At 61.4% G+C, this 24327-nt stretch carries 17 protein-coding genes; 8 read left to right on the top strand and 9 right to left on the bottom strand.

What is annotated here, in order from left to right; genetic code table 11:
* Positions 1-19 precede the first annotated feature (19 nt).
* The 6 genes from HMPREF2888_RS07190 to HMPREF2888_RS12870 all read right to left on the bottom strand — a co-directional run bounded on the left by HMPREF2888_RS07190 (position 20) and on the right by HMPREF2888_RS12870 (position 9044).
* The gene (locus HMPREF2888_RS07190; protein WP_339018849.1) at positions 20-664 is read right to left on the bottom strand and encodes a DUF1707 SHOCT-like domain-containing protein; all 645 of its coding nucleotides are present in this window, start codon (positions 662-664) and stop codon (positions 20-22) included.
* A gap of 42 nt (positions 665-706) precedes the next feature.
* Positions 707-1993 (bottom strand): cation:proton antiporter, encoded by a 1287-nt coding sequence (locus HMPREF2888_RS07185; protein WP_061924966.1) that lies wholly within the window; start codon positions 1991-1993, stop codon positions 707-709.
* A 273-nt stretch (positions 1994-2266) separates the two neighbouring features.
* Positions 2267-4912, bottom strand: a complete 2646-nt coding sequence (locus tag HMPREF2888_RS07180; RefSeq protein ID WP_070518582.1) for a (Fe-S)-binding protein — start codon at positions 4910-4912, stop codon at positions 2267-2269.
* A gap of 146 nt (positions 4913-5058) precedes the next feature.
* Positions 5059-7026: an ABC transporter ATP-binding protein gene (locus HMPREF2888_RS07175; protein ID WP_070455366.1), complete on the bottom strand. Its 1968-nt coding sequence runs from the start codon at positions 7024-7026 to the stop codon at positions 5059-5061.
* A complete protein-coding gene (locus HMPREF2888_RS07170) occupies positions 7026-8768 on the bottom strand; it encodes an ABC transporter ATP-binding protein (protein ID WP_070518581.1) in 1743 nt (580 codons plus the stop codon). The genes HMPREF2888_RS07175 and HMPREF2888_RS07170 overlap by 1 nt, the downstream gene beginning before the upstream one ends.
* 96 nt (positions 8769-8864) lie before the next feature.
* Positions 8865-9044 carry a hypothetical protein gene (locus HMPREF2888_RS12870; RefSeq protein WP_062036937.1) on the bottom strand — a complete coding sequence of 60 codons (180 nt, stop codon included), beginning with the start codon at positions 9042-9044 and terminating at the stop codon, positions 8865-8867.
* A 172-nt stretch (positions 9045-9216) separates the two neighbouring features.
* Here HMPREF2888_RS12870 and HMPREF2888_RS07160 point away from each other — a divergent pair, with 172 nt between their 5' ends.
* Genes HMPREF2888_RS07160 through HMPREF2888_RS07145 form a run of 4 tightly spaced genes read left to right on the top strand, consistent with a single transcriptional unit; the run spans position 9217 to position 12826 of the window.
* Complete coding sequence (locus HMPREF2888_RS07160) at positions 9217-10002, top strand: phosphoadenylyl-sulfate reductase (protein WP_062036940.1); 786 nt, start codon at positions 9217-9219, stop codon at positions 10000-10002.
* On the top strand, positions 9999-10907 hold the full coding sequence (gene cysD, locus HMPREF2888_RS07155; protein ID WP_062036943.1) for a sulfate adenylyltransferase subunit CysD: 909 nt from the start codon (positions 9999-10001) through the stop codon (positions 10905-10907). The genes HMPREF2888_RS07160 and cysD overlap by 4 nt, the downstream gene beginning before the upstream one ends.
* Entirely contained in the window at positions 10907-12196 is a 1290-nt protein-coding gene (locus tag HMPREF2888_RS07150) for a sulfate adenylyltransferase subunit 1 (RefSeq protein ID WP_070518580.1), read from the top strand. Before cysD ends, HMPREF2888_RS07150 begins: the two co-directional genes overlap by 1 nt.
* 33 nt (positions 12197-12229) lie before the next feature.
* Positions 12230-12826, top strand: coding sequence for a nucleosidase (locus HMPREF2888_RS07145; RefSeq protein ID WP_070518579.1), 597 nt, complete (start codon positions 12230-12232; stop codon positions 12824-12826).
* A 166-nt stretch (positions 12827-12992) separates the two neighbouring features.
* On the opposite strand, the gene HMPREF2888_RS07140 is transcribed toward HMPREF2888_RS07145, so the two are convergent.
* Both HMPREF2888_RS07140 and HMPREF2888_RS07135 read right to left on the bottom strand, forming a co-directional pair.
* Positions 12993-14426: an AI-2E family transporter gene (locus HMPREF2888_RS07140; RefSeq protein ID WP_235591085.1), complete on the bottom strand. Its 1434-nt coding sequence runs from the start codon at positions 14424-14426 to the stop codon at positions 12993-12995.
* A gap of 117 nt (positions 14427-14543) precedes the next feature.
* Entirely contained in the window at positions 14544-18026 is a 3483-nt protein-coding gene (locus HMPREF2888_RS07135) for a proline dehydrogenase family protein (protein WP_070518578.1), read from the bottom strand.
* 745 nt (positions 18027-18771) lie between these two features.
* On the opposite strand from HMPREF2888_RS07135, the gene dnaK reads away from it, so the two are divergent.
* The 4 genes from dnaK to HMPREF2888_RS07110 all read left to right on the top strand — a co-directional run bounded on the left by dnaK (position 18772) and on the right by HMPREF2888_RS07110 (position 23179).
* Positions 18772-20616, top strand: a complete 1845-nt coding sequence (dnaK, locus tag HMPREF2888_RS07125; RefSeq protein ID WP_062036964.1) for a molecular chaperone DnaK — start codon at positions 18772-18774, stop codon at positions 20614-20616.
* On the top strand, positions 20616-21362 hold the full coding sequence (grpE, locus tag HMPREF2888_RS07120; protein WP_061924934.1) for a nucleotide exchange factor GrpE: 747 nt from the start codon (positions 20616-20618) through the stop codon (positions 21360-21362). The genes dnaK and grpE overlap by 1 nt, the downstream gene beginning before the upstream one ends.
* Before the next feature lie 143 nt (positions 21363-21505).
* The gene (dnaJ, locus tag HMPREF2888_RS07115) at positions 21506-22735 is read left to right on the top strand and encodes a molecular chaperone DnaJ (RefSeq protein WP_061924930.1); all 1230 of its coding nucleotides are present in this window, start codon (positions 21506-21508) and stop codon (positions 22733-22735) included.
* Positions 22736-22750: 15 nt separating this feature from the next.
* Positions 22751-23179 carry a heat shock protein transcriptional repressor HspR gene (locus HMPREF2888_RS07110; RefSeq protein WP_061924927.1) on the top strand — a complete coding sequence of 143 codons (429 nt, stop codon included), beginning with the start codon at positions 22751-22753 and terminating at the stop codon, positions 23177-23179.
* Here HMPREF2888_RS07110 and HMPREF2888_RS07105 read toward each other — a convergent pair.
* Positions 23176-24303, bottom strand: coding sequence for an alpha/beta hydrolase (locus tag HMPREF2888_RS07105; RefSeq protein WP_070518577.1), 1128 nt, complete (start codon positions 24301-24303; stop codon positions 23176-23178). The genes HMPREF2888_RS07110 and HMPREF2888_RS07105 overlap by 4 nt on opposite strands.
* Positions 24304-24327: the final 24 nt, after the last annotated feature.

Here is a 24327-nt window from a genome sequence, read left to right as displayed (position 1 = left end):
AATGGGTCAACCGGCAGGCTTATTTTTTATTCCATTGCTCAAGCTTGCGCTTGGCCAGATTCATGGCCTCGCTGGTCAGCTCACCTGCTTGGCGGCGCCTCTCCGCCCACTGCGCTTGCTCCAAAGCCTTCTGCTGGGCGCGCTCTTGGGCCGTTAGCTGCAAAAGCTCGCGGCGGTGCTGGCGCTCAATCTTGCGCGGGGAGGGCTGGTGCCAGGACTTTGGGCCGATTTTGGCGACGTAGAGCATAATCCATAGCGCTGGGATGAGGAACAGTGCGCCCACGCCGCTGAGGAGAGCAATCGTGCCGGCGGTTTCGGAAACGACGAAGCAGGTGGTGGCGGCGAAGGTTAAGGCCATCGAGCCAATCAGCGCGGTGGCCAGGCGCGGCTTTTTGCCGGCTTTGTATGCACGCTCGACCTCGCCGCGGGAATAGACCTTGATTTCGGTGGCAGAAACCGCCGGGATGTCTGTGAACAAGGGGACCAACTCGCGGCGGGTGGTGGCGCGCATGACGTCGTCAGAGCGCTGCTCGAATTCCTCCATGCTGAGCCTGCCCTCGCCGACGGCGCGGGCGAGATCGTTGATGGCGTCCGTCTTCTCTGCGTCGGAAAGCCGCATTGAAGAGGAAGGATCGAAGGGCGAGGAACCGTAGCTGTGAGTCACAAATTCTACTATAGGAAAACTATTTGCCTTTGTGGTCAGCTGTTAGTGATCAGCTTTCTTCTGCTTCGATTCCGGCTGAGGTTTAGGCTCTGCGGGTTCGTTTTCTTGCTTGCCTTTGACCAAGCTAGATAAGAGCGGGAAGAGCGCTACAGTCAGCGCGCCACCGGCAACAAAGATAGAGGCGGTTTCGGTATCGACGATTTTGGAGCTGACCGCGATGGTCATGACAGCGACGATGATCGGAAGACCCGTGGCGGCGTAAAGGGCGACCTGCAGGCGCTCGCGGGTGGTTTCGATATCGGAGCCGGTGTGGTGGATGTTCTCACGCAGGAATACCGGCAGGCCGCGGGTGACCAGAATCAGCGCGGGGATGCCGATGACCTTGAGAGGGCTATTGGCGATGACGTGCCAATCGATGGCCATGCCGGAGACCACAAAGAAGACGGGGATCAGCATGGAATAGCAGACCACATCGAGGCGGGTTTCGAGGCGCTTGTGGAACTCGTCCGGAATGATCCGGTTGAGGATGATGCCTGCGGCGAAGGCACCGAGGACGATGTCGAGCTCGAAGACCGAGGTCACGGCCATGAGGATGGCCAGGATCAGGATGATGAGGCGGAGGATGGTTTGGTTTGTGGAACCTGCGCCGGAAAGGAACGCCGTCTTGAGCCACGGCACTGCGACGATGAGCGCGCGCGGCATGACCGCAACGACGACCGCGATGATGATGAAGGCCAGCAGAATTAGCATCGTGGTCAAGGTGGAGCGGGTACCGAGCAGCAGAGCCATGGCGGTAATCGGTGCGACCTCGCCGATGGCGCCGTGGATGACGACGGAATTGCCCACCTTGGTGCCGAGGAGCTTGTCCTGCTTGAGCATTGGGGTGATGGTGCCCAAGGCCGTGGAGGTAAGCGCGATGGCCATGACGATGGCACTCGGAATGTCATCGAGCAGGAAATAAGCACCCACGAGACATGCCACCATGCAGATAAACCAGGTGGAAAAGCCGGTGACGGCTTGTTTAGATTTCAGCGTCGCAAGATCGATTTCGAATCCCGCGAGGAGGAACAAAGCGCCGACGCCCAGCTCTTTGAGCATGCCGATACCAGGGTCCTCGTGTGCGAGGTCTAATACAGACGGGCCCAGGATCATGCCGAACAAGATAAGCAGTGCCACGGCGGGCATCTTGTTTTTCAGCATGAAAGAAACCAGTGGCGCTAGGAGGGCGGCGGCCATGATCCAAGCGAAGGAGACGAGGGACGGGGTGTAGTCAGCTTCCCCAGATGCGAGCACCAATGTGTCGGCGGCGCTAGTCGCGACATTAAGCATGTCAACAGCGTACGCGTCGAATCTTCCATGTGCCTATTCGGCGAAGCATGCGCCTTTTCCACCTAGTCCTGTCTATCTGCTGATAGCCCCTTTACTCGGCTCCTTTTATCAAGCTCCCCTTGCTGCCAAATGCCTTGATTTTCGGTTGATTCGGCTTTTAGTTACTCGATAAACAACCATTTGCAACGGACCGGATGACCGGGACCATTTGGCCAAAACGACGAAAGGGCAGCCTGGGTATCCCAGACTGTCCTCGTGAATGGCCAACCAGCTTTACTCTGACGCTGGCGGCTTGGGCGCAGCTGGTGGCTGTGGCGCTGCGGGTGGCTTGGGCGCTGCGGGTGGCTGCGGCGCTGTTGGCGGCTTTGGCGCGGCCGGTGGTTCAGGCGTGGCTGCCGCAGGTGGCTTTGGCGCAGTCGGTGCTGCAGGTGCAGCGGGCGCCGGGGCACTAGGTGCCGCCGGCGCAGCTGGTGGTTGTGGTGCAGCAGCCGCTGGGGGAGTAGGAGCACTCGGGGCCGTCGGTGCTGGAGTTACAGGTGGTTGTGGTGCAGCCGGCGCGGCCGGTGGAGTTGGAGCTGGCGGAGTTTGAGCAGAGGGTGCGGCGGACGCCGAGGGAGCGGCTGGTGCGGCGGGCGCCGAGGGAGCGGCAGGTGCAGTAGGAGCAGCCGGGGTAGCCGGTGCGGGCGCAGCTGGCGCTGCAGGCACGGCCGGAGAAGGTGTAGAGGGGGCAGCTGGGGTTGCGGAAGCGGCCGAAGCAGACGCAGCTGGGGCGGAATCGGCAGATGCTGGGCGCGCCGCGGAAGGCGCAGGCGTCTGGGAAGGTGCCTTGCGGCGGATTGGCGTGCCGAGGAACGCCTTCGGCCGCGGCTCGGGGAGGGCGCCGTCGGCGTCGGCGACGGAAGCGCGGAGCATGAGGGCAACGTCGGTGACGGCAGGTGCAGCGGACGCTGCTGCAGAACCGGGGGCGTCGGCAAGCGCTTTAACGCCGCCGGTGAACATGACGTTGCAGAATGGACAACCCGTGGCAATCTCCTCCGCGCCGGTGGCGATGGCCTGCTCCGCACGGAACTCGTTGATGCGGGTGCCTAGCTTTTCCTCCATGAACATGCGTGCGCCGCCAGCGCCACAGCAGAAGGCCTCGTCGCGATTTCGGTCCATCTCACGGAGGGAAACGCCAGTGGCTTCCAGCAGCTCACGCGGCGGATCGAAGACCTTGTTGTGGCGGCCCAAGAAGCACGGATCGTGGTAGGTAATCGGCTTGCGGTTTTCCGGCGTACGCGGGATCGGCTTGAGCAGCCCCTCACGCACTAGGCGGTTAAGCAGCTGGGTGTGGTGGAAGACGTCGAAGTGCCCATCGAAATCTGGGTACTCGTTGCGCAGCGTGTTGAAGCAGTGCGGGCAGGTGGTGATGATCTTGCGCTGGCCTTCCGGAACGCCTTCGAAAGCGTTGTTTAGGGTCTCAACGTTTTGCTGCGCCATCATCTGGAACAGGAACTCGTTGCCAGCACGGCGCGCGGGATCGCCGGTGCAGGTCTCACCAGTAGAAAGCACGCCGAACTTCACGCCCGCCGTGTGCAGCAGGTCCACCACGGCGCGGGTGGTCTTGCGGCCCTGTTCGTCGTAGGCACCGGCGCAGCCGACCCAGAACAGGTACTCCATGTCGGCAAAGTCCGTGGCGTCCTCGCCGATGATAGGCACCTCGATGCCGTCGGCGCGTGCCTCATCGATCCAGGCGCGGCGCTCAGAGTTATTGCGGCCCCACGGGTTGCCCTTGGTCTCAATGTTTTTGAACAGTCCGGTCAGCTCAGAGGGGAAGTCGGATTCCGCCAAGACCTTGAAGCGGCGCAGGTCAGCGATGTGGTCGATGTGCTCGATGTCGGTCGGGCACTGGTCCACGCAGGCGCCGCAGTTGGTGCAGGACCAGAGGACGTCGTCGTCAATAGCGTTTGCCATTGCCAACACGTTGACGCCCTCGTGCGGGTTGTAGTTCTCGACGGCGGCATCGCGCATGTCCATCACGAACTTCTTCGGACTCAGCGGCTTCTCGGTGTTCCACGCCGGGCAAAGGTCCTGGCAGCGGCCGCACTCGGTGCACGAGGTGGTATCGAGCAGCATCTTCCAGCTGCCGGGGGCGATGTCTTCTTCGAGGTCCGGGGTCGGAAGGGAGCCGAGTGCCTTGTCGCCGCTGACGTTGCGCTGGAAGAAGATGTTGAAAAACGCCATGAAGCGGTGCCACATGACGCCCCAGGTGAAGTGGCGCGAAATCAGGAAGATGAAAATCAGGCCGGTAAGCAGCTTGAACAGCGCGAAGAAGGACACCAGCGCTGGCGAGGCGGGAAGCAGCTTGGCCAGGTGGATGGAAAGGAAATCCGCCCACGGGGAGCCGTGGCCAAACGCCGCGATTTTCGACGCCTTGACCAGCAGCATTCCAAGCCCCTCCAGGAAGACCACGGCCTCGACGATGCGGGCAGGGCCTGGCTGGGAGTTGTAGAAACGGGAGCCGCGCTCGGTGTGTCCATACTTGAGGCGAACGCCGATGAGGAAGCTAATGCCCACAACGGTGGCGATACCGAGGACCTCTTCGATGAAGTGATAGACCGACCAATGCGATAGCAGCGGCCAGCCTCGCGACGGCGCGAAGGTCTGGATATAGGCTTCAAACCAGACGAGGATGCCGAAGAGGAATCCCACCATGACTGCCCAGTGCGCCGCGTTGACGAAGGGGCGGCCCTTGAAGTGCGTGTGGCCGAATCCTCCCACCACGACCCGCCACAGGCGCTTGCCTAGGTGGTCGAAACGCTGCAGCAGAGTTGGCCCGCCGGAGCGAATGAAAGCGAACATGCCCCATGCGCGGTACGCAAAGTAGCCCCACACGGGGATCGAAACGAGGATGGCTAGCCAACCGAAGACGGCTGTCATTTCACGGACTCCTTATAAAGTTGCGCGCAGATATAAACAGCCTAAACGGTGGGCGCGCAAAGATGGGAGTCGGTATTCATCGCGGTTTCGAACCGAGCCCAGCCGGCAAACGCGAGGCACAGCTTTTCGACGCACTCGCCGAAAGGCTAGTCCTCTTCGGCGAACTGCGCCTGATTAAGCCGCCAGTAGGCGCCTTCGCGGGCAAGCAGCTCGGCGTGGGTGCCTTGCTCGACGATGCGGCCTTCCTCCATGACGAGGATGAGGTCCGCATCCCGGATGGTGGAAAGACGGTGGGCGATGACGAAGGAGGTGCGGTCGGCGCGCAGCGCATTCATCGCGTGCTGGACGAGCATCTCGGTGCGGGTATCCACAGAGGAGGTGGCCTCGTCGAGGATGAGCAACGCCGGCTGGGCCAGGAAGGCGCGTGCGATGGTGATAAGTTGGCGCTCGCCAGCAGAGATAGCGCCGGCGTCTTGGTCGATGAGTGTGTCGTAGCCATCGGGCAAAGCGCGCACGAAGCGGTCCACGTAGGTGGCCTTTGCTGCTTCGATGACCTCCTCGTCGGTGGCATCTAGGCGGCCGTAGCGGATGTTTTCCATGATGGTGCCCTCAAAGAGCACAGCGTCCTGGAGCACCATGCCCACCTGCGAGCGCAGTTCGGTGCGCGACATTTCGGCGGTGTCATTGCCATCGATAGTGATGGTGCCGGAATTCAGCTCGTAGAAGCGCATGATGAGGTTGACCAGCGTGGTCTTGCCCGCGCCGGTAGGCCCGACGATGGCGGCGGTCTGGCCCGGCTCAACGCGCAGGTTGAGATCCTCGATGAGCGGCTTGTCTTCCGAGTAGGAGAAGTCCACGCCGCGGAACTCCACCAAGCCCCGCGCGCGGCCTTCGAAGTGCGAGGTCGCGGTGTCCGGGCGCTGTTCCTCAGCGTCGAGGAATTCGAAGACGCGCTCGGCGGAAGCAACACCGGATTGGATTTGCTGCATCATGCCGCCCAGCTGGCCCAGCGGCTGGTTGAACTCGCGGGAGTACTGAATGAAGGCTTGTGCGCCACCCAAGGTGAGCTGGCCGTGGGCCACGCGCAGCGCGCCCATCACGGCGATGACCACGTAGGACAGATAAGAGATGAACTGCATGACCGGCATCATCATGCCGGAGAGGAACTGCGCTTGCGATGCAGATTTATAAAGCTCCTCATTGCGCTCATCGAATTCTTCGGTCATGGCGTCCATGCGGCCATAGACCAAGGCGAGGTCGTGCCCGGAGAAGGCCTCTTCCACCTGGCCGTTGAGTTGGCCGGTGGCACGCCACTGGGTGGCGAATTGCTTCTGCGAGCGCGCGCCGATGACACCAATGACGATGCCGGTCAGCGGCAGCGAAAGCAGGGCCACCAGTGCGAGCTGCCAAGACACGGAGAACATCATGACGGTAATGCCCACCACCATGAGCAGGTCGTAGAAGACCTGCGAGACCGCTTGCTGGAGCGCGGTCTGGATATTGTCGGCGTCGTTTGTCGTGCGCGAGAGCAGGTCGCCGCGGGAGTTGGTGTCGAAGTAGTTCAGCGGCAGCGCGTTGACCTTGGCCTGGATGCGTTGGCGCAGGTCATAGACCGCGCGCATCACCAATGAGTTGAGAATATGACCCTGCCACCACTGGAAGAGCGCGGAGACCAAGTACATCGCGATGACGATGGTGATGATGCGGCCCAATTGCGTGAAGTCGATGCCCAGGCCTGGGCGCAGGTCCATGGCGGAAGCCATGTCCGCGAAGGTGTCCTTGCCTTCCGCCCGCAGGCCCTCGATGACCTGCTCCTCGCTGGTGCCCGCCGGCAGCTGCTTGGAAAGCACGCCGGCGAAGATGACGTCGGTTGCCTTGCCCATCACCTTCGGTGCGTAGACCGCGAGGAATACGCAGACGATGTTCATCAATGCGATGATGATAAGCCGCGATTTGAAGGGCATGAGCAGCCCGAACAAGCGCTTCGCGGAAGGCCAGAATGCCTTAGCCTTGCGTGGGGCGTTGCCGGACCAATCGTCCCCGGCGGTCTTGGCTTCGAGTTCGTGGAGCTCTTCTTCGGTCATGCCGTGCGCATCTTGTGCAGTGCTTGCCATTACTGCTCACCTTCTACTGGTGTGGCTTGAGAATCGACGATTTCCTTATAAGTTTCAGAGCCTTCGACCAGCTCGGCGTGGGTGCCACGGGCAACGATGCGGCCGGCTTCCATGACCAGGATTTGGTCGGCGTCCATGATGGAGGACACGCGCTGGGCGACGACCATCATCGTGGCGTCGGCAAGCAGCGGGCTCTCGTGCAGGGCCTGACGTACGTTCGCGTCGGTGACCACGTCGAGGGCAGAGAAGGAGTCGTCGAAGAGCAGCACCTTCGGTCGCGCAACGAGCATGCGCGCGATGGATAGGCGCTGGCGCTGGCCGCCGGAGACGTTCGTTCCGCCTTGGGAAATGGGCATGTCCAGGCCCTTTTCGTCCCTTTCCACGAAGTTTGCTTGGGCGATGCGCAGCGCTTCCCACAGCTCCTCGTCGGTGGCTTCAGGGCGGCCGAGGCGCAGGTTAGAAGCCACGCTTCCGCTAAACAGGTAGGGCTTTTGCGGCACGAGGGACACGCGCTTGACGATGTCCTGGCGGTTCATGCGGGAGACATCCGCGCCGTCGAGAAGCACCTGGCCCTCGGTGGGCAGATACAAACGCGGAATCAGGTGCAGCAAGGTCGACTTGCCGGAGCCGGTGGAGCCGATGATGGCGGTGGTTTGGCCGGGGCGGGCGGTGAAGGAAATGTCGTGGAGGACCGGGGCGTCGGCGCCGGCGTAGGTGAATGTGACGTCACGGAACTCGACGACGCCGTCGTTGCGCTCCGGCGTCACGTTCTTCGCAGGCTCGGCGATGGAAGGCTCGTGCTCCAGTACCTCGGTGATGCGCTTAGCGCAGATAATGGCGCGGGGCAGCATCATGGCCATGAACGTGCCCATCATGACGGCGGCGAGGATTTGCAGCAGGTATTGCAAGAACGCGGTCAGCGCGCCGACTTCCACAAGGCCCTCATCCACGCGGTGGCCACCGAACCACAGCACGGCGCCGGTAGCGACGTTGAGGATGACAGTGATGATGGGGAACATCAGGACGAAAATCTGGCCGATCTTCAAGGAAAGCTGCGTGAGATCGTGGTTGGCCTTGGTGAAGCGCTCGGTCTCGTGGGCCTCGCGGACGAAGGCGCGCACGACACGAATGCCCACGATTTGTTCGCGGAGGGTGCCGTTTAGGGAATCGAGTTTGTCCTGCATGCTGCGGAAAAGCGGCATGAGCTTGGCGATGAGCGCGGAAATCACGCCGAGGAGAACCGCCACGGCGACCCAGACCAACCAGGACAATCCGGCATCCTCGCGCACCGCCATGACGATGCCGCCGATGGACATGATGGGTGCGGCCACCATGAAGTCCAACATCATCAGGTAAACCATCTGCACCTGCTGGACGTCGTTCGTGCCGCGCGTGATGAGGGTGGGCGTGCCGTAGTGGCCCATGTCCTCGGCGGAGAAACGAGCGACGCGGCGAAAGACCTCGCTGCGCAGGTCGCGGCCGACGCCCATGGCGGTGCGGGCTCCAAACCACACGGCGGCGACGGCGGTAATGACTTGGGCGAAAGCTACGGCGAGCATGATGCCGCCGGTGTGCCAGATATAGTCGATGTCCACCTTGACCACGCCGTTGTCGATGATGTCAGCGTTGAGCGAGGGCAGATACAAGGTGGCGGCGGTGGATAGTGCTTGGAGCACAATGACTGCAAGCACGAAGCCACCATAGGGTTTTGATCGAGAGACCAGAATGCGAACTAGCTCCACTAGACCGACCTTTACTTAAGAATTGAAATTAACTCGGTCGAGTCTAATGCGAATGTGAAGAATGTGACTAGCCGCGTGCAGGTGGTATCGGCTGAATCACGTTTGAGTGCTAAAAGCAGACTGGCGCAAGTTGCGCGCGGCGGGTGACGGTGGCCCAGTCTTCGGGTTGCTCGGTGGGCTGGCGCAGACGAGGTCCACACACATGCCGGCGCCGATGAGCCTTTCAGCTGTGGATAGCGCCGCCGGGCCATCGCCGACGATTGCGACACGCTGCATGGAAACCTCCTTGATTTATTGTTTATAGACCGTTTTGTCTAATAATCTAGTCCGACCTGTTCAGTTCTGGCAATTTTTATTCTTGCATTGCCCCAAGCTCATCGGACTATTCGCGTGTTCAGCGCGCAATGTCTCCTGCACGAATGCGCCGCCTTGCCTAAAGTGAGTCGGCATGACCCAATCGTTAAACCTGCTGGACGGCGACAAGCCCTACCGCGACCCCAGCATTAGCCCGGAAGGCACGCGCGATACCGCGCCGCTCAACCAAGATATTGCCGCGAAAAACGAGCGCCTTGTCGATGAATGGGCGGACAAGCTCTATGCAGAATCCGCCGAAAACATCATGGCGTGGGCTGCAGAGCACGCGCCGGGCCGGCTGGCAGTGACGATGTCGATGGAAAACACGGTGCTGGCGGAGCTCGCGCACCGCGCACAGCTGGACGCAGACCTGCTCTTTATCGACACTGGCTGGCACTTTCCGGAGACGTTGGCTGTGGCCAACGAGGTTGAGGAGCGCTATGCGGATCTCCCCCTTGTCCGCGTGAAACCGCTGCTGAGCCCGGAGGAACAGGACGAAATCTATGGTCCGAGGCTATATGCACGTGATACCAGCGCATATAACCGTATGCGCAAAGTGGAACCGCTGAACATGGCGATGGATCCATACGTTGGTTGGGTGACCGGTCTGCGCCGCGCGGATTCTGAACATCGCGCCACGGCCCCAGCGCTGAGCCTGGACCAGCACGGAAGGTTAAAGATTTCGCCGATGATTACCTGGGATTTGGAAGATACGGATCGCTATATTGCGGACAATGATCTGATTATCCATCCCTTGACGCTGAAAGGCTATCGCTCTATCGGCTGTGCGCCTTTGACCTTCCCGGTGGGTAAGGGCGAGGACGCTCGTTCCGGCAGGATTTTTGGAGACGGCAAGACAGAATGCGGGTTGCACGAATGACACAGAAAAACACACTTTCGCCCCACTTAAAGGACTTGGAAAATGAGTCCATCCACATCCTGCGCGAGGTAGCAGGCCAGTTCGATAAGGTCGGCCTGCTTTTCTCCGGCGGCAAGGATTCCGTGGTGGTCTTCGAATTGGCGCGCCGTGCTTTTGCGCCGGCGGTGGTGCCTTTCGAGCTTTTGCACGTTGATACCGGGCATAACTTCCCAGAGGTCATCGAATTCCGTGACCGCTTGGTTGCTGAGACCGGTGCGCGCCTGCACGTGGCTAAGGTGCAAGATTGGATTGACCGCGGCGAGCTGCAGGAACGCCCTGATGGTACACGCAATCCGCTGCAGTCGGTGCCGTTGGTTGAAACCATCGCGCAGCGCCAGTACGACGCCGTGCTGGGCGGCGCCCGCCGCGACGAGGAGCGGGCGCGTGCGAAGGAACGCATCTTCTCCATCCGCGATTCCTTTGGCGGCTGGGATCCGCGCCGCCAGCGCCCAGAGCTGTGGGATCTCTACAACGGCGGCAAGATGGCCGGTGAGAACGTGCGCGTTTTCCCAATCTCCAACTGGACCGAGTCTGATATCTGGGAGTACATCGGCGCGCGCGAGCTGCAGCTTCCTTCCATCTATTACTCCCACGAACGCGAGCTGTTCAATCGCAATGGCATGTGGCTGTGCCCGGGCGAGTGGGGTGGCCCGCGCGAGGGCGAGGAGCTTAAAAAGAAGACCGTGCGTTATCGCACCGTGGGCGATATGTCCTGCACTGGCGCCGTTGAATCCACGGCCTCGACCCCGGAGGAAATCCTGGCGGAGATTTCCGTTTCCACCCTGTCCGAGCGCGGCGCGACCCGCGCGGATGACAAACTTTCTGAATCCGCCATGGAAGACCGCAAGAAGGAAGGCTACTTCTGATGACTAATTCTTCACTCGTCGAACGCCTCACCACCCGCGAGACGCTGCGCCTGTGCACTGCGGGTTCTGTGGACGACGGTAAGTCCACCTTCGTTGGCCGCCTTCTTTATGACACCAAGTCTGTGCTGGCGGACCAGGTAGAATCCATGGAACGCTCCTCGGCGGATCGCGGTTTCGACGGCATGGATTTGAGCTTGCTTGTCGACGGCCTGCGTGCCGAGCGCGAGCAGGGCATCACGATCGATGTGGCCTACCGCTACTTTGCGACGGACAAGCGCACCTTCATCTTGGCGGATACCCCGGGCCATGTGCAGTACACACGCAACACGGTCACCGGCATGTCTACCTCCCAGGCAGTGGTGCTGCTTATCGACGCCCGACACGGCGTCGTCGAGCAGACGCGTCGCCACCTGAACGTGGCTGCGCTGCTGGGCGTGCGCCACGTGATTCTTGCAGTCAACAAGATTGACCTGGTGGATTATGATGAGGCGACGTTCCGCGCGATTGAGGCGGAGTTCGGTGAGATTGCACGTCGCCTGGGAATTACAGATTCCACGGTCATCCCGATTTCCGCGCTGAAGGGCGATAACGTCGTGGAGAAATCCGCGTCGATGCAGTGGTACACCGGCTCGACGGTGCTGGAAACCCTTGAGACCATCCCGGTGGCCGGTGGCCGCGCGGAGGAGCTGGATTTCCGTTTCCCCATTCAGCACGTGATTCGCGAGCATGCCTCTGACTACCGCGGCTACGCGGGACGCATCAAGGCGGGCACGGTTGCGGTCGGTGACGAGGTGACCGCGCCGCATGGTCGGACGACAACGGTCACTCACATCGACACCACCGACGGGGAACTTGGCCCCGAGGAGCGCGCGACCGCCGGTGATTCGGTGGTGCTGCGATTGGCCGATGAAATTGACCTAACTCGTGGCGACCTGCTGGCGGGTAGCGCCCGCCCGGCCGATGCCCGTGAGTTTGCTGCGACTGCGGTGGTGCTCACAGAAAAGGACATCACGCCGGGGCAGATGCTCAAGCTGCGCTATGGAACCTCGTTGGTCAAGGCCCGCGTGGCATCGGTAGACCGCATCCTGGACTTGGATGGCGTGGCTGACGATGAGGCGCCGGAGAAGGCGAGCCTCAACGATATCGCGTACATCACCGTGCAAACGCAGGCTGAGCTGCCTGTTGAGGACTACGCGGCGCGCGGTGCGGTGGGTAACTTCTTGCTCATCGACCAGGCCAATGGCAACACTCTGGCCGCGGGCTTCGTGGGCAAGCGCCTGCGCGGCTAGGGCTTCACTGGTGTAACGGTAGAATTCTTTAATGTGATTGATTACAGCGCCCGCATTCTGTTTGTTGCTGCCGTCGATAAAGAAGCAGCCGCTCTTCCGGAAGGCACGCCTTTACTCGTTACGGGGATTGGTACTCTGCCTGCGGCAATTTCGCTCACTGAGTACCTCACCGTCGCGCGTGAGGAGGGTACTTTGCCGGAGCGCGTGGTCAACATCGGCACGGTGGGCGCGCTGCGCGATGGGCTGGATGGGGTCTATGAGGTTGACCGCGTGGTCAAACACGACTTCCAGCTCAAAGTGTTAAGCGATATCTCCCGTTACCTGCTGCCTGCGGCTATTGAGCTTCCCACGAGCGGCAAGTTCCCGGTTCAGGGCCTGGCCACTGGTGACATGTTTGTTTCCGACACCGCTACTCGTGACCGCTTGGCTGTCGACTCTGGACTTTGTGACATGGAGGGCTACGCCATCGCCGCAGTGTGTCAGCGTTTTGGCGTACCAGTCACCCTGTTGAAGCAAGTATCTGACCCAGCTAACGAGTCCTCCGTTGGCGCCTGGGATGATGCGCTTCCGCGAGCAGCACATGAGCTAGCTGATGCTGTGCGGGAATTGGGCTTTCTACCGCGCTCCTAGCTCGGCGGAGTTGGGGCCGGTGCAATTTGGCCCGACCTTAGATGGCCCGACCCCAAATGGTGAGGAACAAATGGTGAGGTCACGCAACATGCGCCCCAGCAGGTAACTGTAGCCGCAGGAGTTGTGGGGCGACCTCACCATTTGGAGAGCGGGGCCGCGAAGAGGACTAAGCGGAAGCCTTCGGCGCAATCATGTTGTAGAGCTCGCGGACCTTGGCGCGTGGGGAATCCGGGTCGAGTTTCTCCACGGATCGGGCGGCGTCGAGCTCTGGGCTGCTGCCGGAAGCATCGATGTGGGCTTCGGAGTCTTCCTTCTGCTTCTGCAGGCGGGCCTTGCGCTTCGGCTTCGGGGCACCGGTGACAATCTCCGCCTCGTTCGGGTCAACTTCACCAGCGCGAATGGCGGTAACCAGCGCCTGGTAACGGAAGGTGACGCCAATGGTCGCCGCCACCGGCACCGCGAGGAATGCGCCGATAATGCCAGCCAGCGCAGAGCCCACCGTGACAGACAGAAGGATGACCGCAGCGTGCAGGCCCATAGCCTTGGACTGCAGGATCGGCTGTAGGACATTGCCCTCAATCTGCTGGACTGCAACGACCACGAGCAGGGCAAGCAGTGCGGTTGTCAGGCCGTGGGAAACCAGGGCCACGATAACGGCGAGGGCACCGGCGGTAATCGCACCGACCAGCGGAATGAAGCTCGCGAAGAAAGTCACGACACCGATGACGAATGCCAGCGGTACCTGCAGGACCATGAGGCCGAGGCCGATGAGAACGGCATCGACAAGCGCGACGGTGGCCTGGGCCTGGATGTAGCCCGAGAGCGTCTTCCAAATGCGGTTGCACAGCTCAGTCAAGTGCCAACCGGCCGGGAATCCGGTGTACTTGCGCATCCACGGTAGGAACTTCTCGCCTTCCTTAATAAAGAAGAAGGTCAGGAAGAGCATGATGACGATGGTCACCACGATGGAGCTGACCGTGGAGAAGCCGCTCATGACGCCGGTGGCGATGTGGGAGGCCTGGCCCTTAACCGCGTTGGTGACATCATCGATGAGTTGCTGAACCTTGGTCTCATCAATATCGACAGGGAGCTTCTCGCCGAGCTTGATGAGCTCATCGATGCCGCCTTGGGCCTGGTGGATTAAGTCCTGGCTCTGGTTTTTCACGGTCGGCGCCATTGCGGCGAAGATGCCGGTGACGATGGCGAAGAAGCCCAGCAGAGTCGTGGCTGCGGCCAGCGCGCCGGGGAAGCGCAGCTTCGTGCGCATCCATGCGGTCACAGGGTAGAGGACCGTGGCGACCAAGATGGCCAGGATGACTGGCAGGAGGCCGGTCCACAGGAATTTCAGCAGGTAACCAGCAATGGCCGCAGCTGCGACGATGAGGATAAAGCGGCCAGAGGCTTTTGCCAGCGTGCGGAAATCTTTTGCTAGGACCTCCGTCTTCAGGTCCTCGCGAATCGGCTTCGGCGCATCGGAGCCCACGCCCTCGGCGTCATTGCTGACGAGTGGCTGCGGTAGCCGGTGCTCGGCATTCTCGGCGCCCTGTGGGACTGCCACGGAGTCTTTTGCAGATGAGGCAGATGTATCTTTGGAATTCACTTGACCTATCTTGCCATATAAATACATCTGCCCGTCTCCTAAAAGTGCAGGAGACGGGCGATTGCCACGCAGCCACGGTTAGCGGCTGGTGGCGGCTGGTGGCGGCTGGGCGCTGGGCTAGCGCTCGATGCCGGCGACGGAGCGGATGATGCCGAAGCGGTGCATGGTCACCGATACGGCCTGCTCCAGGAGGTAAGGCAGCAGCTCACGACGGCCGTCGGCCAGAACTGGCTGGTCAAGAATGACGGAGTTGGACTCCACGGCTGCCTCGCGAGCGGTGTCCGCGACGGCGCCCAGCGTGCGTACACGAGCAGACTCGGCGCGGGAGAGCTCGGATGCGAAGGCGGCATCGGAAAGCTGGCGCACCTCGATGCCCAGGACCGCGAGCTGCTCTGCGACGGCCGGGGTAGCGGAGAACTCCACCTTGGTTCCGGTGACTGCGGCGGCGAGCACCTGGCGGATGACGTCGCGCAGTGCGAAGCCTTCGCCGATGCGCACGCGCAGCTTGTCCAGCAGCGGTACGTAGCGGAAGATGTTCGCCTCCGAAATCAGGCCGGTGCGGTCATGGTCGCGGCCGAATTCTTCCATCCAGGCCAGCTGGTCGAGCTCGGCGGCGCGCCAGAGCCATTCGACGTCGGCGTCGGAAAGCGCGGCGCGGCTTGCCAGGTTACGCAGCTCGTTGGCCACCGCCGTTGGGACGTCGACCTCGCGTGGGCGCAGCTCGCCGTCTGCCCAGGAGCCCATCTGCGGCACGTAGTTCGGGCCGCCTGCCTTGGCGCCTGGGCCCATGACGGACTTCTTCCAGCCTCCGAAGGACTGACGCTGGACAATGGCGCCGGTGATGCCGCGGTTGACGTAGGCGTTGCCGACCTCGACGTTGTCGATCCAGTACTGGATCTCATCGTCGTCGAGGGAGTGGATGCCGCCGGTCAGACCGTAGCCGGTGGAGTTCTGCCACTCGATGGCTTGCTCGAGGGTTTCGGCGTGCATGATGCCGAGCACTGGGCCGAAGCACTCGTTGAGGTGGAACCAGGAGCCCGGCTTCACACCATCGCGGATGCCTGGGGACCACAGGGTGCCTTCCTCGTTGAGCTTTTCCGGCTTGAGCAGCCAGCTCTCGCCTGGCTCCAGCTGGGTAAGGCCGCGCAGTAGCTTCTCGCTTGGTGTCTCGGCCAGGCCGTTCATGGTGGTGGTGATGTCATAGCCTGGGCCTACCTTGAGGGTGCGCACGGCGTCGAGAAGCTGGCCGCGCAGACGCTCGGAAGTGCCGGCAGCGCCGACGAAGATGACCAGGGAGGAAGCGGAGCACTTCTGACCAGAGTGGCCGAATGCGGAGAGATAAAGATCCGCAATAGCCAGGTCAGGGTCCGCAGCCGGGGTGATGATGAGCGCGTTTTTGCCGGAGGTCTCCGCCATGAGGTTCATCTCTGGACGCCAGGAGCGGAAGAGCTTGCCGGTATCGGATGCGCCGGTCAGGATGACAGCATCGACATCCGCGTGGGAGATGAGAGCCTTGCCTGCTTCGCCCTCATCGGTGAGCACGAGCTGGACGAGGTCGCGGTCGAGGCCGTGCTCCTCCAACGCGGCGTGTACGCACTCGACTGCCACCTTGGCACAGTGGACAACCTGTGGCGCCGGCTTGATGATGACGGCGGAACCCGCAGCTAGGGCGGAGAGCATGCCGCCTACCGGAATAGCGATAGGGAAGTTCCACGGTGGGGTGACCACGGTGACGCGGTTCGGGGTGAACTTAGAGCGTGCCTCATCGAGCAGGCGAGCAGAGTGTGCGTAGTAGACGGCGAAGTCGATGGCCTCAGAGATTTCTGGGTCGGTCTGCGTGATGGTCTTGTTGGCCTCGTAGGCTGCGACGTTGATGAGACGGGAGCGGGTAGCCGCCAGCTTGTCTGCCACGGTCTCGAGGACGGCAGCGCGCTCTGCGCCGGGCTTGGCGCCCCACGCGTCGGCAAGCGAAGAGGCGGTGGCAACTGCCGCGTTCACGGCCTCCGGATCGGTGACCTCGTCGATGCCGTGGTGGCCTGGGTCCTGGCTCAGCAGCTTATGCGCCCACTCGCGGTTGGCTTCCAGGGCTGGGTCGGTGTCCGGCTCGTTGGTGAAGCGGCCACCGCGTGGGGCCTGGCGGCCTTCACCCGCAGCCTCTTCTTCGATGCGGTTCTGGGTGCGCTCTGGGCCGGCGAAGGTCTCCCAGCGGTTTTCTACTGCCGCGCGGAAGTGAGCTTCCTGCTGCTCAATCGGGGTGCCGGCACGCTTGTTGCCACGGGAATCGCGCTCCGGTTCATCCGGCGCGAACAGCGCGTAGAGGAAGTTCTGGCTGGCGGAGTTCTCCTCCAAGCGGCGGACTAGGTAAGACACGGCAACGTCGAAGTCCTCCGCGTGGACGACCGGGGTGTAGAGGATCTGGCGGCCCTCGTAGACCTCGCGGACTGCAGCCTGTTGTGCCGGGGACATGCCCTGCAGCATCTCGGAGTCGAGCATGTGCAGCACGCCGCGGGCGTTGCCGAGCTCGTAGCCCAAAGCGGCGGTGAACAGGTTGTGGGTAGCAACGCCGATACGCACGGAGTCGGCGAACTCCGGGCGCACGATGTAATCCAGCAGGCGGTAGTAGTTCGCATCCACGTCTGCCTTGTCGGTGTAGGTAGCAACCGGCCAGCCATGGACCTCACCCTGGACGTGCTCCATGGACAGGTTCGCGCCCTTCACGATGCGGACCTTGACCTTGGCGCCGCCGGTTGCCACGCGCTCCTTGGCAAACTCCGCTACTTCCTGCAGGGCCTCGAAGGTATCTGGCAGGTAAGCCTGCAAGACGATGCCAGCTTCTAGGTTCTTGAATTCCGGCTCGGAGAGCAGCTCCTTGAACAGGCGGATGGTCAGGTGAAGGTCGTGGTACTCCTCCATATCCAGGTTGATGAATACGTTAGGAGAGCGCTTGACGGCCTCTTCATACAGTGGGCGCAAGCGCTCCTTCAGGCGCTCGACGGAACCATCGATGTCCCATGGGTTGAGCTGGGCCACCATGGAAGAAGCCTTGACGGAAACGTAGGTGACCTTTGGGTTCTTGATCAGGTCGAGCGTGCGCTTTGCACGGGAGCGGGCCTCGTCCTCGCCCAGAACTGCCTCGCCCAGCAGGTTGAGGTTGAGGTGCTCACCGGATTCGGCTGCCTTATCCAGCATCTTGTCCAAGGACTCGGACTCAGCGTCCAAAACGAGGTGGCCTACCATCTGGCGCATGCGCAGGCGTGCCAGCGGCATGACCAGGTTCGGCAAAATGGGGCCAAAGAAACCACCCATGCCAACCAGGGTGCCGTTGATAAGGCCTAGGAAGGCTGGGTCGAATCGCTGGGTGATCTTCTTCAGTGCGTTGGCTGCGACCTTATCGTCTTCCGGGCGCATGACTCGGTCGACGAAGTCCATGGTGAATGCGACGCCTTCAGAGTCGCGGAGCAGCTGGGCCAGCTGCTCGGTTCCCTTATCCTGTTCGCCTTCGCTGGCACGCAGCCAGGAATGGGCGCGGGTAACGGCCGCGTCGACGCAGGCCTCGACGTCGCCGGATTTAGGAAGGCGGGTGTGTGCAGAAGTTGTCATAAGCAGTGTGTACCTCAGGTGAATACTTGGCGCTTCCACGCGCTTTTAAATAGATGGGTGCCTTTTAAAGACAGGTGTGCAAAAGCTATCTGCGCGCGGAAAGCGTCCAGAGCCGGTTTGATTACTTAATTTCAAGAAGTTGAAAGTGCGGTCTCTAGCGCAGCGTCTGCGCGCAATGCACCGGTGGGCGGTCACCCTGGCGACGGGTACGAGAATGATTCGAATTCATCGCAACCGTCCTTTCCAAATGTTTCCGCACCAATTGCCCTTCCACTCCGCCAGCGCCTGCCAGCGCCTTTAAAATCCCCGCCGGTAACTGCGAAAATTTGCGCATTCGGGCAGGCGAGAACTTAAGAGGAAAGGGAGTGTGAAGGAGTCAGCTTAGTGAGCTGGATTAAATAAAGTGCGAACCTGTGATCGGTATCGCTAATCGAAAATTAGCGGTCGAAAGGCAGGTTGGTCAAGAGGAGGGGAGTAAGGGGGTAGAGAAATCTTTTCCACCTATAGTCCAAATAGATTTTGGGCCGTTCAACTGGGGGAATATAGAAAATTTCAAAAAAGTTGAGCGAAGTGGGAACAACTTTGGGTTAAGCGCGGTTGAAGAGGTTGAGTGGATCGCGCTCAGGTTCTTGTAGCAAACACCGAAACTTCTGTTAGAGTGGCGCAAGAGCCAACGAGAAGTTGAGCCACCTGAAATCAACTTAAAGCTGAAAACAGTCTTCTAAGACAAGCAAGGAGAAAATTCATGGGACGCGCAGTAGGCATTGACCTCGGTACCACCAACTCGGTTGTTTCCGTTCTGGAAGGTGGCGAGGCTACCGTCATCGCTAACTCTGAGGGTGCACGTACCACCCCATCCGTCGTTGCTTTTGCAAAGAACGGCGAAATCCTGGTCGGCCAGTCCGCCAAGAACCAGGCTGTCACCAACGTTGACCGCACCATCCGCTCCGTCAAGCGCCACATTGGTACTGACTGGACCATCGACATCGATGACAAGAAGTACACCCCGCAGGAGATCTCCGCTCGTACCTTGATGAAGCTCAAGCGCGACGCAGAGGCATACCTCGGCGAGGATGTCACCGACGCAGTTATTACTGTCCCGGCATACTTCGAGGACTCCCAGCGTCAGGCCACCAAGGAAGCCGGTCAGATTGCAGGCCTGAACGTCCTGCGTATCGTCAACGAGCCAACTGCGGCTGCATTGGCATACGGCCTGGAAAAGGGCGAGCAGGAGCAGACCATCCTGGTCTTCGACCTGGGCGGCGGCACCTTCGACGTTTCCCTGTTGGAAATCGGCGACGGCGTCGTTGAGGTTATGGCAACCGCTGGTGACAACCAGCTCGGTGGCGATGACTGGGATCAGCGCATCGTTGACTGGCTCGTTGAGAAGTTCAAGTCCGCTAACGGCATCGACCTGACCAAGGACAAGATGGCCCTGCAGCGTCTGCGCGAGGCCGCTGAGAAGGCAAAGATTGAGCTGTCTTCCTCCCAGTCCGCAAACATCAACCTGCCGTACATCACCGTTGACTCCGAGAAGAACCCGCTCTTCCTGGATGAGACCCTGTCCCGTACCGAGTTCCAGAAGATCACCCAGGATCTGCTGGACCGCACCAAGGCTCCGTTCAACCAGGTCATCAAGGATGCAGGTCTGTCCCTGTCCGAGGTTGACCACGTCGTTCTCGTCGGCGGTTCCACCCGTATGCCGGCTGTTTCCGAGCTGGTCAAGGAACTGACCGGCCGCGAGCCAAACAAGGGCGTTAACCCGGACGAGGTCGTTGCAGTCGGCGCTGCTCTGCAGGCAGGCGTTCTGCGCGGCGAGGTCAAGGACGTGCTGCTTCTCGACGTCACCCCACTGTCCCTCGGCATCGAGACCAAGGGCGGCGTGATGACCAAGCTCATCGAGCGCAACACCACCATTCCGACCAAGAAGTCCGAGACCTTCACCACCGCGGAAGATAACCAGCCTTCCGTTCAGATCCAGGTCTTCCAGGGCGAGCGCGAGATGGCTTCCGCCAACAAGCTGCTCGGCTCCTTCGAGCTCGGCGGCATCGCTCCGGCACCGCGTGGCGTCCCACAGATCGAGGTCACCTTCGACATCGATGCCAACGGCATCGTCTCCGTTTCTGCTAAGGACAAGGGCACCGGCAAGGAAAACACCATCAAGATTCAGGATGGTTCCGGCCTGTCCCAGGAAGAGATCGACCGCATGGTCAAGGACGCTGAGGCACACGCCGAAGAGGATAAGAAGCGCCGCGAGGAGCAGGAGCTGCGTAACCAGGCAGAGTCCACCTCCTACCAGACCCGCAAGTTCCTGGATGAGAACTCCGATAAGGTTTCCGAGGACGTTAAGACCCAGGTCACCGAGGCTGCCGACGCCGTCGATGAGGCTCTGAAGGGCGATGACATCGAGGCAATCAAGTCCGCAGTTGAGAAGCTGGGCACCGTCTCCCAGGAGATGGGCAAGCAGATCTACGAGGCACAGGCCGCTGAGGCCGGTGCTGAGGGCGCCGCAGCTGGTGCCGAGTCCGACCCAAACGTTGTTGACGCAGAGGTAGTCGACGAAGACGAGACCAAGGATGGCGACAAGTAATGACTCAGAACAGCGGAATGCCGCAAAACCCAGGCGACCCGGACAACACTGATCCAGAGGTAACCTCGGCGGACCGCGCTGAGGCAGCTGCCGCGGAAGCACAAGAGGCTCAGGCTGCACAGGACGCGCAGGCTGACTCCGCCGAAGAGGCAGAACTTGATCCAACTTTGGATGCGGATCTGGAAGCCGCGCTTGCCGACGTCTCCGCAGAAGACGCAGCCGACCAGGCTGAGGCAGCAGCCGACGCTGCCGCTGACCAAGGCAACTCCCTGGAGGCGCAGCTGGCTGAGCGCACCGAGGATCTGCAGCGTCTGAATGCGGAGTACACCAACTACCGCCGCCGCACCGAGCGCGAGCGCCAGGCTGTCATCGAGACTTCCAAGGCCAAGGTCCTGGCAGAATTCCTGCCTATCCTTGATGACCTAGAGCTCGCACGTCAGCACGGCGACCTCGAGGAGGGCCCACTGAAGGCTATTGCCGACAAACTCTCCGGCGTGCTGGAGAAGAACCAGCTGCAGCCATTCGGCGAAGAAGGCGACGCCTTCGACCCGGAAATTCACGAGGCTGTGCAGGATCTCTCCAGCGGTGGCGAGCAGGTAGTCGGCACCGTTCTACGCCGTGGCTACAAGGTAGGCGAGAAGCTGGTGCGCACCGCGATGGTAATCATCGCTGATGCACCGGACGCCTCCACGGAGGCCGGCGAGGGCAGTGCTGAATCTGCCGGTTCGGAATCTGCTTCCGAATAATGCGAGGTGGCGTCAGGGCTTAAACAAACAAATGCCTTGGCGCCATTTCACTGTTTAGTGAACTTAGAACAAATCTTATTTAGTTATATTTTGTCCTCAATAGCCGCCAAAGCTGGCGGTTTCAAGGAAGGAGGGGATGCCCAGTGAGCGCCAAACCCGAATGGGCAGACAAGGATTATTATGCGGATCTGGGGGTCTCCTCGTCCGCTACCCCAGAAGAAATCAAGCGCAGCTACCGCAAGCTAGCGCGCGAAAACCACCCCGATACCAACCCGGATAACCCCGCGGCAGCCGATAAGTTTAAGCGCGCTGCCGAAGCCTATGATGTGCTTTCCGACGCCACGATGCGTAAGGAATACGACCAGTTCAAGGCCATGCTGCGCAACGGCGGTGGGTTTGGACGGATGGGAGGCGCCGGGTTCCCCGGCGGGTTTCGATCTTCGCACATGGGTCAAGGATCTGCGGAAGAATTCGACCTCTCCGACCTCTTCGGAGGAAGAACGCCTGGAGGAGCGGCTCAAGGCGGCGGTTTTGGGGATATCTTCGGTAGCGTTTTCAACCGCGGCGGTAGTGCTGGCCACACAGCTCGGCCGTCGCGGGGGGCCGACGTCGAAACGGAAATAACCCTCGAATTCCGGGAGGCTGCCACCGGCACCACTATCCCGCTGCAGCTAACTGGCGACGCCCCCTGCACCACGTGCCATGGCTCCGGTTCCAAGTCAGGTAAGACGAGCTCCTGCAAGAACTGTAAAGGCACTGGCTTTACCTCTGAGAACCGCGGAACCTTCGGCTTCTCCGCGCCGTGCACTGAGTGTGGCGGCACCGGTCAGAAGATTGAGGATCCATGCGCGGACTGCAATGGTTCCGGCACCGTGCACCGCACGCGCTCTATCACCGTGCGTATCCCGGCTGGCGTCATCGACGGCCAGAAAGTGCGCTTGGCCGGTCAGGGCGAGGCAGGCCCTAACGGCACGCCGGCGGGAGATCTCTTCGTAGCGGTGAAGGTAAAGCCGGACAAGATTTTCACCCGTGAGGGCGACGATTTGCATGTTACGGTGCCGGTTTCCTTCGCGGAATTGGCGTTGGGTGACACCATTACTGTGCCAACCCTGGATTCGCCGGTTCGCGTGAAAGTGCCGGCGGGCACCCCCGATGGCCGTACGCTGCGCGTGCGCAATCGCGGCATCGAGAAGCGCGGCGGCAAGGCCGGCGACCTTCTGGTTACCGTCCAGGTCACCGTCCCGACCCACCTTGATGGCGCCGCCACGAGTGCGCTGCGCACCTACGCGCAGGCGGAGCGCGACTCCGGTTTCGACCCGCGCGCGGGCTGGGAAGGCAACGTCGCCCATGGAAGCGCCGCAGGTAGCGCATAAAAGGAAGGTGCAACGATGAGCAAGGAAAATCAGGCAGGGGCCAACGCGGTCTATGTCATCTCCGTTGCCGCTGAGCTGTCCGGAATGCACGCGCAGACCCTGCGCACCTACGATCGCATCGGCTTGGTCTCGCCCGCCCGTACTCAGGGCGGCGGGCGCCGCTACTCCGACCGTGACATCGAGTTGCTGCGCAAGATCCAAACTTTGTCGCACGACGAGGGCGTTAACCTCGCTGGAATCAAGTCCATCATTGAGCTGACCGAGGAGCGCGACCAGCTAGAGGCCGAGCGCGATGCATTGCTCGCTGAGGTTCAGCAGCTGCGCGAACGGGTTGGTGAACGCCAGCCGCGCGGCGAGCTCGTGCACGTGCCGCGCTCGACGTCAGTGGTCATGTGGACCCCACGCCGCAGCCGCCGGCGCGGCGAAGCCGGCCACGAAGGCTAGCTTTTAGCCTTCACAATCTTTCCGAGACTCCGCAGAAATGCGGGGTCTTTGAAGTATGAGATGTGGTCTCCTGGCAGGCGGTTTGCGCCTGGTAGTGGGGAAGCCCCAAAGTTGGGTGTGCTCGGGTCCGGGCCGTGAATGCCACCGCGCGGGCCGGTAACCACGCCGATGGGATCGTGCGCATTCGTCGCGGCCCAGCTGCGTGCCTGAATGTCATCGGCGCTTTCGGCGGTGGTGCCAGGGCTGCCCACGAAGACCACGTCTTCGGCCACGCCGGGCGCCTTCGCGGCTTTTCCTGCCACGACGGAACCATAGGAATAACCCACCACTATCCGCTGTGAGCGGGAAAAGCGTTTGCCCAATGAGCGCTGAAAGCGGCGTAGGTCCTGCGCGCCACGTGCCGCCGGGGAATCGTGGCCTGCCTGTGCGAGGCTGTCTGGTGCGCGGTAGCCAATCCAGGCCACCGCGGGACCGCCCGTTGCACGCGCTACTGCCCGCGCGCGATCGACGCTGCTTTGCCAGCCGGACGGATCCGAAGAATGCACCCCGGAGACCACCGTGGAAACGCTCGCCGCGGAAGTGCCCAGCTGGTCAGGATCGACCAGTGCTGCTACGCGACCGGGGCCGGCTTCAAGCAGCTGCACGTCCGGATTGCTCTCCGCTAGCGCGACGGCCTCTGGCGGGGCGGTGCTCATAAGCATCTGGTGGATGGCCTCGATGGGTAACTCCTCGTAATCCTCCAGATAGCCGCCGCCGGTGGGCAGCTCTGGCGTGCACAGCGCATCTATTTCTCGGGCGCATGCCCAATCCAGGCCGTCGCCCAAAGCATCGAGCGCATTCAGCATCGCGCCTATCTGGCTGCTCCACGGTTCTATCTCATCCATCCGTGCTAGCAGGCGGGTGGCCTCGGCGCGCAATTGTTCGACCCGAGCCAGGATGGGCGCATAGGCGCGAAGAGTCTCTGCCGCAGCCTCCATGCTCTGAGCGGGTAGTTCGAGTTGTTCCGTGGTGTTTGTCAGCTGGGCGCGCGCGGCGTCGGCAAAAGCGCCAATTATTTCTAGGCTCTGCCAACTATTGTGTAGGCCTTGTTTGAAAACGTGCAGGTTAGCAGCGCCAGACTGCATTACTTGGGAGGCTAAATAAAGGCT

This window comes from Corynebacterium sp. HMSC077D03 (genome assembly GCF_001808545.1).
GTDB classification, from domain to species: Bacteria; Actinomycetota; Actinomycetes; order Mycobacteriales; family Mycobacteriaceae; genus Corynebacterium; species Corynebacterium simulans.
The sequence above is the reverse complement of the archived record's forward strand: the minus strand, read 5'-3'. Positions and strand labels throughout refer to the sequence as shown.